A 12,574-nucleotide genomic window follows, 5' to 3' on the forward strand; every position below is an offset into this window, starting at 1 on the left:
CAACATTAATTCAACCTGAGGTTTTTTGCGGGGCTGTTTTGCGGCTATGGGACTTTGGTCTAAGGGTTGTCCACAGGCGCGTTTGCGTAGACCATGGGCGCCTTGGTTTTTGCCTGTTTCAGAGTTTTTTTCATGACTGCCAACATCGATTCGCGCCCGACGCCGTTCAATCGCTCGGACTACAAGACCCTGGGGCTCGCGGCCCTCGGCGGGGCACTGGAAATCTACGATTTCATCATTTTCGTATTCTTCGCCCTGACCCTGAGCCAGCTGTTCTTTCCGCCGGAAATGCCCGAATGGCTGCGCTTGCTGCAAAGCTTTGGCATTTTCGTCACTGGTTATCTGGCGCGGCCACTGGGCGGCATCCTGATGGCGCATTTCGCCGACCGTTTGGGGCGCAAGAAAGTCTTCAGCCTGAGCATCCTGATGATGGCGCTGCCGTGCCTGCTGATCGGGATCATGCCGACCTACGCGCAAATCGGTTATTTCGCACCGCTGCTGCTGTTGCTGCTGCGAGTTCTTCAAGGCGCGGCGGTGGGCGGTGAAGTGCCGAGTGCCTGGGTGTTCGTTGCCGAGCATGCGCCGGTCGGCCATCGCGGCTACGCCTTGGGCTTTTTGCAGGCGGGACTGACCTTCGGCTATCTGCTCGGTGCGTTGACGGCAACGTTTCTCGCACAGGCCTTCACGCCGGCAGAAATCCTCGATTACGCCTGGCGATACCCGTTCCTGCTCGGGGGGGTGTTCGGTGCGATTGGTGTCTGGTTGCGCCGCTGGCTCAGCGAAACCCCGGTGTTCATGGCCATGCAGGCCCGGCGCGAGGACGACGTCGAACTGCCGCTGCGCGCGGTTTTGCGTGAACATCGCCTGGCCATGTTCCCGGCGATGATCCTCACCTGCGTGCTGACTTCGGCGGTGGTGGTGTTCGTGGTCATCACCCCGACCATGATGCAAAAAACCTTCGGCATGACCGCCAGCCACACCTTTGCCCTGAGTGCATTGGGTATCGTTTTTCTGAACATTGGCTGCGTGCTCGCCGGATTGCTGGTCGACCGTATTGGTGCCTGGCGCACGGTGATGGTGTACAGCCTGCTGCTGCCGGTGGGGATCGGCGTGCTCTATGCCTGCCTGATCAGCGGCGGCAACTGGCTCGGCCTGGCCTATGCAGTGGCCGGGCTCAGTTGTGGGGTGGTCGGCGCGGTACCGTCGGTGATGGTCAGCCTGTTCCCGGCACGGATTCGCGTGTCGGGTATTTCCTTCACCTACAACATTGCCTACGCCGCGTGGGCGAGTATCACACCGCTGTTGTTGATTGGCCTGATGCCGTGGAGCCCTTGGATCTGTGTGATTTTTTGCGCGGTAATGGGCGCGGTGGGCGCAAGCAGTGCGGTGTATTTTGGAGCACGGATGCCGAGAACCTCCTGCTGTTCGACCGCTGACGCGATGTGAGTACGGGGGACGACCTACAGGGTGTAACTATTTTTGTAGGACAAAGCTGAAACACTCTTCAGAAAAGATCCTCAAGGCCGATGGCTTGGCTGTAAACCGCTTTTCATCCCAGTCCATCGGTGCGTCCCCATGTTCAATAAACGCTTGAAGCAGGAGCTGTCGGCTCTTCGCGAAGAACTCTCCAGCCTTCAGCAAGTGAGGGACAGTCTGGAAAGCGAGATGCTCGTACTGACCCTTGATCCTGATGGGCGGGTGCAATCGGTCAATCAGAACTTCCTCAGCGAAATGCACTACAAAAGCAACGAACTGGTCGGCCGGCACATTGATGAAGTCGTCCCGGATCATGTGAAGAAAGACGAATTCCAGCAGCGTTTCAGGAATGCGCTGACCCGTGGCGAGCACTTTGCCGGCACTGTGCGCCTGTTGCGTGGCACTGGCCAGGAAGCGTGGTTGCGTTCGATCGTGCAGCCAGTGCGGTGCCCAAATGGCCGAATCAAGCATTTCTCGATTTTCTCCAGTGACCTGACCCGCACCATTGAAGCCTCGCGTGAGCATGAAAACCTGATCGGCGCGCTGGTGCGTTCGACGGCGGTGATCGAGTTCGACCTCAATGGCAACGTGCTGACAGCCAACGACCGCTTTCTCAGCGGCATGGGTTACAGCCTGGTGCAGATCAAAGGCAAGCATCACCGCACCTTTTGCCTGCCGGAGGACTACAACAGCGCCGAGTATCAGAACTTCTGGCGCCGCCTGAATGCGGGCGAGTACGTGGCCGAACGTTTCAAACGCGTAGACAGCCATGGTCGTACGGTCTGGCTGGAGGCTTCCTACAACCCGGTGGTTGATGCCAACAACAAGCTCTACAAAGTGGTGAAGTTCGCCACGGTGATTACCGATCAGGTCAATCAGGAAGCTGCTGTGTCTGAAGCCGCGAACATCGCCTACAGCACCTCGCAACAAACCGATCAGAGTGCCCAGCGCGGGACGGCCGTGGTGACTCAGGCGGTGGACGTGATGCGCGACCTGGCCAAACACATGCAAACCGCCGGTGATGGAATCGAAGCCCTGAACGAACAATCGCTGGTGATTGGCACCATCGTCAAAACCATCAGCGGGATCGCCGAGCAAACCAACCTGCTGGCGCTTAACGCTGCCATCGAAGCGGCTCGCGCCGGAGAGCAGGGCCGAGGGTTTGCCGTGGTAGCAGACGAGGTCCGGCAACTGGCTTCGCGCACCAGCCAGGCCACCGATGAAATCGTCATCGTGGTGCGTCAGAACCAGGACATGGCCCGTAACGCCGTGGCCCTGATGACCGACGGCAAGCTTCAGGCAGAACAAGGCCTGGCACTGGCGGCGGAAGCGGGCACCGTGATCGTCGAGATCCAGGACGGTGCGCAGAAAGTAGTGAATGCGGTGGGGCAGTTTGCCAATCAGTTGGCGACTTAATGTCTTGACCGTTAAAAGATCGCAGCCTTCGGCAGCTTCTACATAGGTATCCGTTCTCTGTAGGCGCTGCCGAAGGCTGCGATCTTTTCGCTACAATCGGCTCTTTTCCCAGGAGCAGACATCCATGAGCGTTTCCCACCGCCGTCCGGTCCCTTTGCCCAAGGCTTACCGTCTGCTCAATCACGGGCCGACCGTGCTGGTCAGCGCAGCCCATGGCGGGCAGCGCAATATCATGGCGGCGGCCTGGGCCATGCCGCTGGATTTCGAACCGCCGAAAATCGCCGTGGTGCTCGACAAGTCCACCTGGACCCGTCAACTGCTGGAGGCCTCGGGCACCTTCGTGTTGAACGTTCCCTGCGCAGCACAGGCCGATATCGTACAAACCGTCGGCTCGACGTCTGGCCTGGAAATCACCCGGGACCAGGGACGCGACAAGTTCGAGGTCTACGGTTTACCGACCTTCAGTGCCGAGCTGATTGATGCGCCGATGCTCGACGGCTGCGTTGCCTGGCTCGAATGCCGACTGCTGCCAGAACCCAACAACCATCAGCAATACGACCTGTTCCTGGCCGAAGTGATTGCCGCTCAGGCCGACGAGCGCGTATTCAGTGACGGGCGTTGGCACTTCGAAGGCCAGGACGCGCTGCGTACCCTGCACCACGTGGCTGGCGGGCATTTCCTGAAAATCGGTGATCCGGTGGACGGCAAGTCCCTGGCGTCGTAAGCCGGCGGCGTTCACACCCAGACGTCATTCTGCGCCGTACGTTCGCCCCCTTCGCTGCCGGTGTTCAATACGCCCTTGGGTTCGATCAGCAGGAGTTTTACCTCCTGCTCGGCGAACGGTTTGTGTTCGGCACCCTTTGGCACCACATACATTTCTCCCGCGTTTACCAGCACGTGGCCATCGCGGAAATCGATGCGTAATTGGCCTTCGAGAACGATGAAGGCTTCGTCGGTATCGAGATGGTCGTGCCAGATGAAATCCCCCAGCAGTTTCACCACCTTGAACTGGTAATCGTTCATTTCGGTGATGACCCGAGGCGTCCAGTGCGCGTCGATCCGGGAGATTTTTTCGGCGAAGTTGAGGCTTTCATAAGCTTTCATGGAACGGCTCTCGTGGTTGATCGTGAACCCACGATAACCAGTGCTTCGCGGCGCTTCTTGTACGATTGTGCGTGACTCAGCGACGGTGCATTTTCATCCAGCGCGCCGGTGAGAGGCCGTAGGTTTTGCTGAATTGCCGAGTCATGTGGCTTTGATCGGTGAAGCCTGCGATCAGGGCTGCGGTGACCAGCGGCTGGCCCTGGATCAACAACGAGCGGACCAGGTCCAGGCGACGCATGGTCAGGTAGCGATAGGGGCTGGTGCCGAACAACAGGCGAAAGTCCCGCGACAGGCTCCAGCGATCCCGGCCGCTGTGCTGTGCCAGTTCCTCCAGAGTCACGGTGCGATCCAGTGCGCTGTGCAGATATTCCCGTGCACGTTCCGCCGCCACATAGTCGAAGCTTTGGCGCGCGACAGGTACGCCGCCAGCGCCGTTCAGCGCTTGCGCCAGATCGAACAGCGCGTCCTGTTCCTCCAGCGGATCGAGCGGTGAGTCGAGGCTGCGCAGCAGCACGTCAGTGGCGGCGAATAAACGCGGGTCGTTCGATAGCCCGTTCTTGATGAATGGCAGCGGCTTACCGCCGAGCATCTGCTGGATCAGCGCCGGTTCGATGTACATCATGCGGTATTTGAAACCGGCCTCGGTGCCGGCCTCGCCGTCGTGGGCTTCGTCCGGGTGCAGCACCAGGGTCCCGCCGGGAAGGCTGTGGCGCCAGGCGCCGCGGTACTGAAAACTCTGCACGCCGGCCAGGGTTCGGCCGATGGCATAGGTGTCGTGGCGATGCAGGTCATAACCATGCCCGGCAAAAAACGCCTCGAAACGCTGGAGCCCGCCGACGTCGGGCGCGCGATGGAACCAGTCATTGTGGAGAGGGGGGCGGACCATGGTTATCGTTGCCTCAAGCTCGATGCAAAACAACTTACCCCAGTCACCCGCCGCCTGTCTTCTGCCTGATGGATGGACTCGCGCGAGTAGAAAGCCGTGGGTAAATGTTGCAATGTGTGGCGCATCGTTGAGGAATTTTGAATGAGCAAACTGCGTGTAGGGATTATCTTTGGCGGGCGTTCCGCTGAGCATGAAGTGTCGTTGCAGTCGGCGAAAAACATCGTCGATGCGCTGGATCGCTCGCGCTTCGAACCCGTGCTGATCGGCATCGACAAACAAGGCCATTGGCACCTGAACGACCCGTCGAACTTCCTGTTGAATCAGGAAAACCCGGCCCTGATCGCCCTCAATCAGTCCAACCGTGAGTTGGCCGTCGTGCCGGGCAAGACCAGCCAACAACTGGTGGAAACCGCCAGTCAGGAATTGTTGGGTCATGTTGATGTGATCTTCCCGATCGTCCACGGCACCCTCGGTGAGGACGGCTGCCTGCAAGGTTTGTTGCGCATGGCTGATTTGCCATTTGTCGGCTCCGACGTGCTCGGTTCGGCCGTCTGCATGGACAAGGACATCAGTAAGCGCCTGCTGCGCGATGCCGGGCTGGCGGTCACGCCGTTCGTGACCCTGACGCGCAGCTCCGCCGCGCGTACCGGGTTTGCCGAGGTCTCGGGCAAATTAGGCCTGCCACTGTTCGTCAAACCGGCGAATCAGGGTTCTTCCGTCGGCGTGAGCAAAGTGACCGATGAAGCGGAATATTCGGCGGCAATCAAACTGGCGTTGGGCTTCGACGAAAAAGTGCTGGTCGAGTCCGCGGTCAGTGGCCGTGAAATCGAATGCGCGGTGCTCGGCAATGAAGACGCCATCGCCAGTGGTTGCGGCGAAATCGTGGTGAAGAGTGGATTCTATTCCTATGACAGCAAGTACATCGACGACAAGGCGGCTGAAGTGGTGGTCCCGGCGCAGATCAGCGTCGAGGCCAGCGAACGCATTCGTGCCATGGCCATCGAGGCGTTTCAGGTGTTGGGCTGTTCCGGGCTGGCGCGGGTTGATGTGTTTCTGACCGACAGCGGCGAAGTGCTGATCAACGAAATCAATTCGCTACCAGGGTTCACGCGCATCAGCATGTACCCGAAACTGTGGCAGGCCGCTGGAATGACCTACAGTGAATTGGTCACGCGGCTGATCGATCTGGCGCTGGAAAAACACCAGGCTCGGCAGGCGCTGAAAATCAGTCGTTAGATGGGGTGCGACATCGCGTCATGCCCGCTCAGACAGAATGATGTTGTAGGTTGTATACAAAAATAACCATCAGAGGCTACAAATTCATGAAGGTCAGCGCGCGTAACGTGTTCAAAGGCACCATCAGCCAAGTGCAGTCCGGCGCCGTCAATGCAGAGATATCCCTGAAACTTCCTGGCGGCAACGAACTGGTGGCCGTTGTCACCATGGAGAGTGTGAAGAGTCTCGGCCTGGCTGTCGGCAAGGAGGCGGTCGCGCTGGTGAAAGCCCCATGGGTCATGCTGATGACCGACTCCAGCGACATCCGCCTCTCGGCCCGTAACTGCCTTGAGGGCAAGGTCACCAGCGTTACTGACGGCGCGGTAAACGCCGAAGTGGTCATCCAGCTCGACGGCGGAGCCGAGGTCTATTCGATTGTGACGCGCGATGCCGTGGCCGAACTGGGCCTGGCGCCGGGTGTGAGTGCGACGGCGGTGATCAAGGCATCGCACATTATTTTGGGTGTGCCGGCCTGATTTCAGGATTTAGTTGGCGCTTGATCAAGCTTGCTTTACCGGCTTGATCAGGCTCTGTGCGGGTATCCCGAACAGTTCGTGAAGTTTCCATATCATCGGAAGCGTCAATGCGCGCTTCCCATTGAGTACTTCATAGACGCGGTTTTTTCGGCCAATGGCTGGCGCAAGGTCGGCAGCGGAAAGACCGGATTGCTCCATGCGAAATTTGATTGCGTCGATTGGATTGGGCAAGTCCAACGGAAACTGCTTCGATTCGTAGGCTTCGATGAGCGTAATCATGATTTCGAAATAATCACCCTCAGGGGTGCCTGGTTCTGGTTCGTTGTCGAACAGGGCTGACACGCTCTTGAGGGCTTCACGGTAATCCTCGTCGGTGTGGATCGGACGAATGTTCATGGGTTACTCCATCTCAACGGTTTCGGCGTCGATTGCGTCGTATTGTTGGTGAGTGCCGACAAATTCGGGTAGGAAAAGGCTGAATGAGGTCACGATCGTGCGTTTATATCGATAAAAAAAGGCCTACCTCCCGGTAAGCCCTTTCTCACGCCGTCGTACGATTCAATCCCCTAACGCTTCCCCCTCCCGCCGAGGATCGGCACCGCCCGTCAGCGATGCCTTACCCTGGGCATCCTTGACCCGAACAATCGCCTGGGTGCCGCTGGTCATGTCGATTTCGTTCACGCTATGCCCTTTGTCCTTCAGCGCCTGAATCAATGCCGGGCTGAACTGCCCACGCTCCAATTCGGTCGGGCCGTTGCGGCTGCCGAAGTTGGGCAAATTGATGGCTGATTGTGCATCGAGGTTCCAGTCGAGCAGGCCGACGGTGGATTTGGCGACGTATTCGATGATTTGCGAACCGCCGGGTGAACCAATGGTGGCGAGGAACTCACCGCTCTGACGGTCGAAGATCAGCGTCGGGGCCATGGACGAACGTGGGCGTTTGCCTGGTTCGACGCGGTTGGCGACCTTCTGCCCGTTCTCTTCGGGGATGAACGAGAAGTCGGTCATCTCGTTATTGAGCATGAAGCCTTGAACCATCACGTGCGAACCGAAAGCGGATTCAATGGTGGTGGTCATGGACACCGCGCCGCCCTGGTCATCGACCGCCACCACTTGCGAGGTGGATATGCGCAGCGGCGAACGGTCCGGCGCATAGGCGACCTCAATACCTGGCGGAGTGCCGGGGCTGGCGGTGCCCATGCTGCGGTCACCGATCAGCGCAGCGCGGCTGGCCAGGTAAGTCGGGTCCACCAGGCCTTTGACCGGAACCGGGACGAAGTCGGTATCGGCGACGTACTGCGCACGGTCGGCATACGCCAGGCGCTCGGCTTCCGATATCAGGTGCACGGCTTCCGGGGAAGGTTCGATGCCGGCCGGAGCGCTGGTTTTGAGCGGTTTCATTGACGCCAGTGCAAAATGCTTCTCGCGCGTCTCCAGCGCTTGCAGCGTACCGAGGATCTGCGCCACGGCGATCCCGCCTGATGACGGTGGCGGCATGCCGCAGACCTGCCAGCGTTTGTAGTCGGTGCACAGTGGCGCGCGTTCCTTGGCCGTGTAGTTTTTGAGGTCGACGAGCGACAGGCTGCCGGGGTTGCTGTGCCCTTGGACCTTGCTCACGATCTCTTGGGCGATGGCACCTTTGTACAGCGCATCCGGCCCTTCGTTGGCGATGCGTTTAAGCACGGCGGCCAGCGCAGGGTTCTTCAAAAGGGTGCCGACGGCTTTCGGGCTGCCGTCGGCGTTCAGGAAGTAAGCCACCATATCGGGTGAACTTCGCATCGACGAATCCGAGGCGATCAACAGGTGCAGGCGTGGCGAAATGGCGAAACCTTGTTCGGCCAGTTTGATTGCCGGTTCGAACAACTGTGCCCAAGGCAGGCGACCGTGTTTTTGGTGCGCCAGTTCGAGGGCTCGCAATACTCCCGGCGTGCCCACCGAACGACCGCCAATCTGCGCCGGGGTAAACGACATCGGCGTGCCATCGGCTTGCAGGAAAAGCTTCTCGGTGGCGCCGGCCGGTGCGGTTTCGCGGCCATCGTAAGTGCGTACGGACTTGCCATCCCAAAGCACGATCAACGCGCCACCGCCGATACCCGACGATTGCGGCTCGACCAGCGTCAACACCGCTTGCATCGCAATCGCCGCATCGATCGCCGAGCCACCGCGACGCAGCATCTCCCGCCCGGCCTCGGCCGCCAATGGGTTGGCGGCTGCCGCCATGTGCTTCGAAGCGTGCCGGGTTTGCAGGTCAGTGCGAAAACCGGAAGCGCTTTCCGGCGCGACCGGGAGCGTTGATACCGACGGAGCATTACAAGCGGTCAGGGTTAAAGCGGCAGCGATCAGCGACAACGCTGGCAGGCGAAAGCGGCTCAAGTGGAAGGCTGAGAACACGTTGGGCACTCCGTCCGTTGGATAAAGGTAGCGTGGACTGTATCGACCACCACGAAGTGACGCAAACCGGGTCCCAAGACAAACTCGCTTTTGTCCTTCATCAACGGGCGGAATTTCTGTAGGGTCATTGGCAATAGGCAGGCCAGAAAATCAACAAGAGGCAGACATGCACACTGAGTTCCCCACCCAGCCAAGTTACCGGTCCCAGCGCGAACAATTCCTTGCGACGGCAACCGCAGCCGGTGCAACGCTGACCGAATACCCGCATCCGCTCAAAGGCCCATTTGGCGAGCCCTTGAGCACTGATGTGGCGGTGCTCGGCGATCCTGGCGCCAAACGCCTGCTGATTGCGCTCAGCGGTACCCATGGGGTCGAAGGCTTCTATGGCTCGGGTTGCCAGATCAAATGGCTGCAAGAACTGGGCAAACGCTCGCTGCCCGCCGATGTTGCCGTGGTGATGATCCATCTGATCAATCCTTGGGGCACGGCGTGGCTACGTCGGGTCAACGAAGACAACATCGACCTGAACCGCAATCACCTGAACTTCGAGCGTCCGCTGCCGGACAATCAGGCCTATAACGCGTTACACGACATCTATGCCTGCACCGAGCTGCTCGGCCCCGAACGGGATCGCACTGATGCCTTGCTTGAGGCGCAAATTGGCGAGCATGGCTGGCCAGCGGTAATGTCAATTGTCGAAGGCGGGCAGCATGCGCATCCCGATGGCTTGTTCTACGGTGGGCTGGCGCCGAGCTGGTCGAATCGCACCTTGCATCAAATCATTCAGCAACATGCCGCTCACGCCGACGTCGCCATGTGTTTCGACTTGCACACCGGTGCTGGCGAGTACGGTCATCCGATGTTGCTGACCATCACCGAATCGGCCTATCCGGGGTTGGCTGATGCGCAGGCGCTTTATGGTCCGTGGCTCTATACCTTGCACACCGGTGCCGACACGCTGAGTGAAACCGGCGTTGCGGCCACCGCTACCGGCTACACCTCGCAGGCATTGATCAATGCGTTGCCGCAGGTGCGGATGATGCCGTTCGTCATCGAGTGCGGAACGTATCCGGGGGCGGACGTGCATCGCCATCTGCGCGATGATCATTGGTTGCATCTGCACGGCAATCCAAGCGATGCGGTAGGGAAGGCGATCAAGCTGAATCTGCTCGAACAGTTCTATCCCGCCGACAACGACTGGCAGGCGATGGTCTGGCTGCGCACGTGGCAGATATGGGAGAAGGCGTTGTCGGCGCTGCCGACGATTTTTCGCGAGCAGGCTCGCTCCCACGATTGACCGACTACTCGGGCGTTGTAGGAGCTGTCGAGTGAAACGAGGCTGCGATCTTTTGATTTGTTTTTCAAAAGCAAGATCGCAGCCTGCGGCAGCTCCTGCAGGGAGTCGAAAGGAGGCTTTTTTTCGAGGCATAAAAAAACGGCCTACCTTTCGGTAAGCCGTTTTTAGTACTTGGTGGCTACACAGGCATTTGAACCAGTTTCGCAAGCTGTTGTTTTTTATGGTTATGTTTTGGCGTGTATTTTCGAGGGATACACGTGGGGATACAAGGCGCGCGCTGCTGGCCCCGGTATACCCCCCGAAAAAGAGGCACAGGGTGACACTTGCGAGGGGGCATACCTCACCCAAGAGCATCAACCCCGACGTTATCAACATCGGGATATTGATATGCACAGCCAACGCTCCAACAGCTTCGACATCCGCACATTTTGCGATCCGGCGACCACCCTCATCCGAATGCAGGAGCTTGAGGCCCTCACGGGCTACAAGCGGCCCACCGTTTACAAGCGCCTGAAAGACGACCCCACCTTCCCAAAACCGGTTCCATTGAGTGACAGCAGGCATCGCGGCGCTCCGGTCGCCTGGGTTTTGGCCGAAGTTCAGCAGTGGGTGCTTCAGCGCATCGCCCTTCGTGGGGAGGCGGCATAAAATGACCACAAAAAAAATGGCCGACCAACAGGCCAGCCACAACAACTCTAGTATCAATGATAACAGTCGCAATGCACAGAATACACGACTCGTTTCGCGTCTTCGTGCTGGATCTGCGGACACCTTCATGATCATGCGAGAGCTGAATATCTGTCGCCCGGGCGCCCGTATATGCGATCTACGCAGTGTGGGCTATGTCATCTATACGCAGCTCATAACGCTTGAGGACGAGTGGGGGCGCAAGCACCCCAGAGTTGCGTTCTACACGTTGCTGGCTGAGCCTCAAGAGTCATTCGCTCGACAAGCTTAGCGTGGTGACACATTGTTAATTTTGTGGCACAAGCGTAGAGTTTGTGCCACAACGTAACACAAGGTTGCAGCCATGAAGCAACATGTAACGATGCGTCTTCCTACGGATTTATTGGACCGTATTGAGGCGTTCTCAAAGGCCTTGTCACAAAAAACTGGGCTCGACGTAAAAAGGTCGGATGTCGTCCGGCTGCTGCTCACAGCAGGCCTCGATCAAAAGGAAAAGGATTTAGCCAAATGAGCCATGGCAACTTTTTTGCGATAGGGGCGGATGAGTTTGCGGCCGCCTGTGATTTAGGAATAAAGCCGGCAGTCTCCCTGCTTGTCATGGCTCGAGGTACGGGGAAGGACAACTCCACTACCTCATGGAGCGCCCAGGCTATTTTTGAGAAAGCCGGCATAGCATGGCGGCGCGCAAAGGAGGCGATTGAGGCTCTCGTAGCGGCCGACATTGTCAAAGTGCTCAAGACTGGGAAAAAGCCGCGCTACAAAATCAGTAAGCCCAAGGACGATGCTAAGCTCATCTGGCTCCCGAACGAACTGATCGACGGCGCCGGAGGTGAGGTCCCGCCAGTGACCAAGCTCCGTGAAACCGGAGAACTGGTTCTGCTTCAGAAGTTTGTCGAGCTATATGCCGAACACGACATCGACAACGACGGTGGCCTGCCAAGAAGCTTGGTTTGGCAGACGTATTCCCGCGAGACTATTTGCCCGATAGGCCCATTCATCCTTTATGGCTTTGAGTCGGAAGAGATGAGAGCGAGACCTTCCGGTCCGTTTGCCGAGTTCAGCGGGGTTAAGGATGCCGCAGGTAATGAAGGCGCTTGGGTTGTTCTTTCGCCTCTGGCGAGCATGGGGCTTCTTCAGAAGGTCAGTTACATAGCTGAATCTGATGAGTGCGACTCTGAGTTCATATACCCGGTTAACGATGAGACAAACCAGGCTATCGGAGTCATTCACAGCTGGCTCGAAGAAAACGGTGGTGATGGATTTGCGCGACAGATTGGCGTCTATGGCGCGATAGGGCTTGCCCCGAAACATATTGGGAAAGCTGCCATGGTCGGCTTATATCGCATGACCTATAGGCCAAAAACCGGCAAGACATCACGCTGGTGGGCGCTTGAGCGGGATCAGACCGAGGCGATGGTGGCGAATGTTGAGGCGATCTGTAGGCCAAAAGGCGTTGTTGTTGATATCAAGGCTTATAAAGGCTTTTAAAGGGATCTCAAGGTTGGTCAAGTAGCCTAAGTGTTGATATCAAGGGATATCAAGTGGAGTAAGTACAGTCACGACGCG

The 12,574-nt window shown here is 58.3% G+C and carries 13 protein-coding genes and 2 pseudogenes; 11 read left to right on the forward strand and 4 right to left on the reverse strand.

The genetic code is table 11. The annotated features are described in order from the left end of the window. The first annotated feature begins 132 nt into the window (after positions 1 to 132). From KUF73_RS12940 to KUF73_RS12950, 4 genes and pseudogenes are all read left to right on the forward strand, one after another. On the forward strand, positions 133 to 1,446 hold the full coding sequence (locus tag KUF73_RS12940; protein WP_218438422.1) for an MFS transporter: 1,314 nt from the start codon (positions 133 to 135) through the stop codon (positions 1,444 to 1,446). 219 nt (positions 1,447 to 1,665) lie between these two features. Next, positions 1,666 to 2,304: pseudogene (locus tag KUF73_RS31700) on the forward strand (PAS domain-containing protein); the annotation flags it as partial. A gap of 150 nt (positions 2,305 to 2,454) precedes the next feature. Next, positions 2,455 to 2,892 (forward strand): annotated as a pseudogene (locus tag KUF73_RS31705) (methyl-accepting chemotaxis protein); the annotation flags it as partial. 124 nt (positions 2,893 to 3,016) lie between these two features. Further along, the gene (locus KUF73_RS12950; protein WP_218438424.1) at positions 3,017 to 3,616 is read left to right on the forward strand and encodes a flavin reductase family protein; all 600 of its coding nucleotides are present in this window, start codon (positions 3,017 to 3,019) and stop codon (positions 3,614 to 3,616) included. 11 nt (positions 3,617 to 3,627) lie between these two features. Here KUF73_RS12950 and KUF73_RS12955 read toward each other — a convergent pair whose 3' ends face one another. Together KUF73_RS12955 and KUF73_RS12960 are read right to left on the reverse strand one after the other, a co-directional pair. Further along, on the reverse strand, positions 3,628 to 3,996 hold the full coding sequence (locus tag KUF73_RS12955) for a cupin domain-containing protein (RefSeq protein WP_218438425.1): 369 nt from the start codon (positions 3,994 to 3,996) through the stop codon (positions 3,628 to 3,630). 76 nt (positions 3,997 to 4,072) lie between these two features. Then, positions 4,073 to 4,882 (reverse strand): AraC family transcriptional regulator, encoded by an 810-nt coding sequence (locus KUF73_RS12960; protein ID WP_218438426.1) that lies wholly within the window; start codon positions 4,880 to 4,882, stop codon positions 4,073 to 4,075. A gap of 141 nt (positions 4,883 to 5,023) precedes the next feature. On the opposite strand from KUF73_RS12960, the gene ddlA reads away from it, so the two are divergent. Together ddlA and KUF73_RS12970 are read left to right on the forward strand one after the other, a co-directional pair. Further along, the gene (ddlA, locus tag KUF73_RS12965) at positions 5,024 to 6,118 is read left to right on the forward strand and encodes a D-alanine--D-alanine ligase (RefSeq protein WP_218438427.1); all 1,095 of its coding nucleotides are present in this window, start codon (positions 5,024 to 5,026) and stop codon (positions 6,116 to 6,118) included. A gap of 86 nt (positions 6,119 to 6,204) precedes the next feature. Next, entirely contained in the window at positions 6,205 to 6,633 is a 429-nt protein-coding gene (locus KUF73_RS12970) for a molybdopterin-binding protein (protein WP_218438428.1), read from the forward strand. Positions 6,634 to 6,657: 24 nt separating this feature from the next. Here KUF73_RS12970 and KUF73_RS12975 read toward each other — a convergent pair whose 3' ends face one another. After that, entirely contained in the window at positions 6,658 to 7,029 is a 372-nt protein-coding gene (locus KUF73_RS12975; RefSeq protein WP_218438429.1) for a type II toxin-antitoxin system HigA family antitoxin, read from the reverse strand. A gap of 162 nt (positions 7,030 to 7,191) precedes the next feature. After that, positions 7,192 to 9,024 (reverse strand): gamma-glutamyltransferase, encoded by a 1,833-nt coding sequence (gene ggt / locus KUF73_RS12980; RefSeq protein ID WP_218438430.1) that lies wholly within the window; start codon positions 9,022 to 9,024, stop codon positions 7,192 to 7,194. Positions 9,025 to 9,190: 166 nt separating this feature from the next. On the opposite strand from ggt, the gene KUF73_RS12985 reads away from it, so the two are divergent. The 5 genes from KUF73_RS12985 to KUF73_RS13005 all read left to right on the forward strand — a co-directional run bounded on the left by KUF73_RS12985 (position 9,191) and on the right by KUF73_RS13005 (position 12,496). Beyond that, positions 9,191 to 10,321, forward strand: a complete 1,131-nt coding sequence (locus KUF73_RS12985) for a DUF2817 domain-containing protein (RefSeq protein ID WP_218438431.1) — start codon at positions 9,191 to 9,193, stop codon at positions 10,319 to 10,321. Between the two features lie 387 nt (positions 10,322 to 10,708). Continuing rightward, complete coding sequence (locus tag KUF73_RS12990) at positions 10,709 to 10,969, forward strand: AlpA family transcriptional regulator (protein ID WP_256345641.1); 261 nt, start codon at positions 10,709 to 10,711, stop codon at positions 10,967 to 10,969. Between the two features lie 16 nt (positions 10,970 to 10,985). Beyond that, a complete protein-coding gene (locus KUF73_RS12995; RefSeq protein ID WP_371135467.1) occupies positions 10,986 to 11,279 on the forward strand; it encodes a helix-turn-helix domain-containing protein in 294 nt (97 codons plus the stop codon). A gap of 72 nt (positions 11,280 to 11,351) precedes the next feature. Beyond that, positions 11,352 to 11,519: a hypothetical protein gene (locus KUF73_RS13000; protein WP_187602413.1), complete on the forward strand. Its 168-nt coding sequence runs from the start codon at positions 11,352 to 11,354 to the stop codon at positions 11,517 to 11,519. Further along, positions 11,516 to 12,496 (forward strand): hypothetical protein, encoded by a 981-nt coding sequence (locus tag KUF73_RS13005; RefSeq protein WP_218438433.1) that lies wholly within the window; start codon positions 11,516 to 11,518, stop codon positions 12,494 to 12,496. The genes KUF73_RS13000 and KUF73_RS13005 overlap by 4 nt, the downstream gene beginning before the upstream one ends. Positions 12,497 to 12,574: the final 78 nt, after the last annotated feature.

The organism is Pseudomonas sp. PD9R, from assembly GCF_019200975.1.
Classification (GTDB): Bacteria; Pseudomonadota; Gammaproteobacteria; order Pseudomonadales; family Pseudomonadaceae; genus Aquipseudomonas.

Bases quoted from the DNA above. Each gene is read 5' to 3' on its own strand.
- KUF73_RS12960 (WP_218438426.1), bottom strand. From the start codon at position 4,882: ATGGTCCGCCCCCCTCTCCACAATGACTGGTTCCATCGCGCGCCCGAC.
- KUF73_RS13000 (WP_187602413.1), top strand. From the start codon at position 11,352: ATGAAGCAACATGTAACGATGCGTCTTCCTACGGATTTATTGGACCGT.
- KUF73_RS12985 (WP_218438431.1), top strand. From the start codon at position 9,191: ATGCACACTGAGTTCCCCACCCAGCCAAGTTACCGGTCCCAGCGCGAA.
- KUF73_RS12955 (WP_218438425.1), bottom strand. From the start codon at position 3,996: ATGAAAGCTTATGAAAGCCTCAACTTCGCCGAAAAAATCTCCCGGATC.
- KUF73_RS12950 (WP_218438424.1), top strand. From the start codon at position 3,017: ATGAGCGTTTCCCACCGCCGTCCGGTCCCTTTGCCCAAGGCTTACCGT.
- KUF73_RS12970 (WP_218438428.1), top strand. From the start codon at position 6,205: ATGAAGGTCAGCGCGCGTAACGTGTTCAAAGGCACCATCAGCCAAGTG.
- KUF73_RS13005 (WP_218438433.1), top strand. From the start codon at position 11,516: ATGAGCCATGGCAACTTTTTTGCGATAGGGGCGGATGAGTTTGCGGCC.
- ddlA (WP_218438427.1), top strand. From the start codon at position 5,024: ATGAGCAAACTGCGTGTAGGGATTATCTTTGGCGGGCGTTCCGCTGAG.
- KUF73_RS12990 (WP_256345641.1), top strand. From the start codon at position 10,709: ATGCACAGCCAACGCTCCAACAGCTTCGACATCCGCACATTTTGCGAT.
- KUF73_RS12975 (WP_218438429.1), bottom strand. From the start codon at position 7,029: ATGAACATTCGTCCGATCCACACCGACGAGGATTACCGTGAAGCCCTC.
- KUF73_RS12995 (WP_371135467.1), top strand. From the start codon at position 10,986: ATGGCCGACCAACAGGCCAGCCACAACAACTCTAGTATCAATGATAAC.
- KUF73_RS12940 (WP_218438422.1), top strand. From the start codon at position 133: ATGACTGCCAACATCGATTCGCGCCCGACGCCGTTCAATCGCTCGGAC.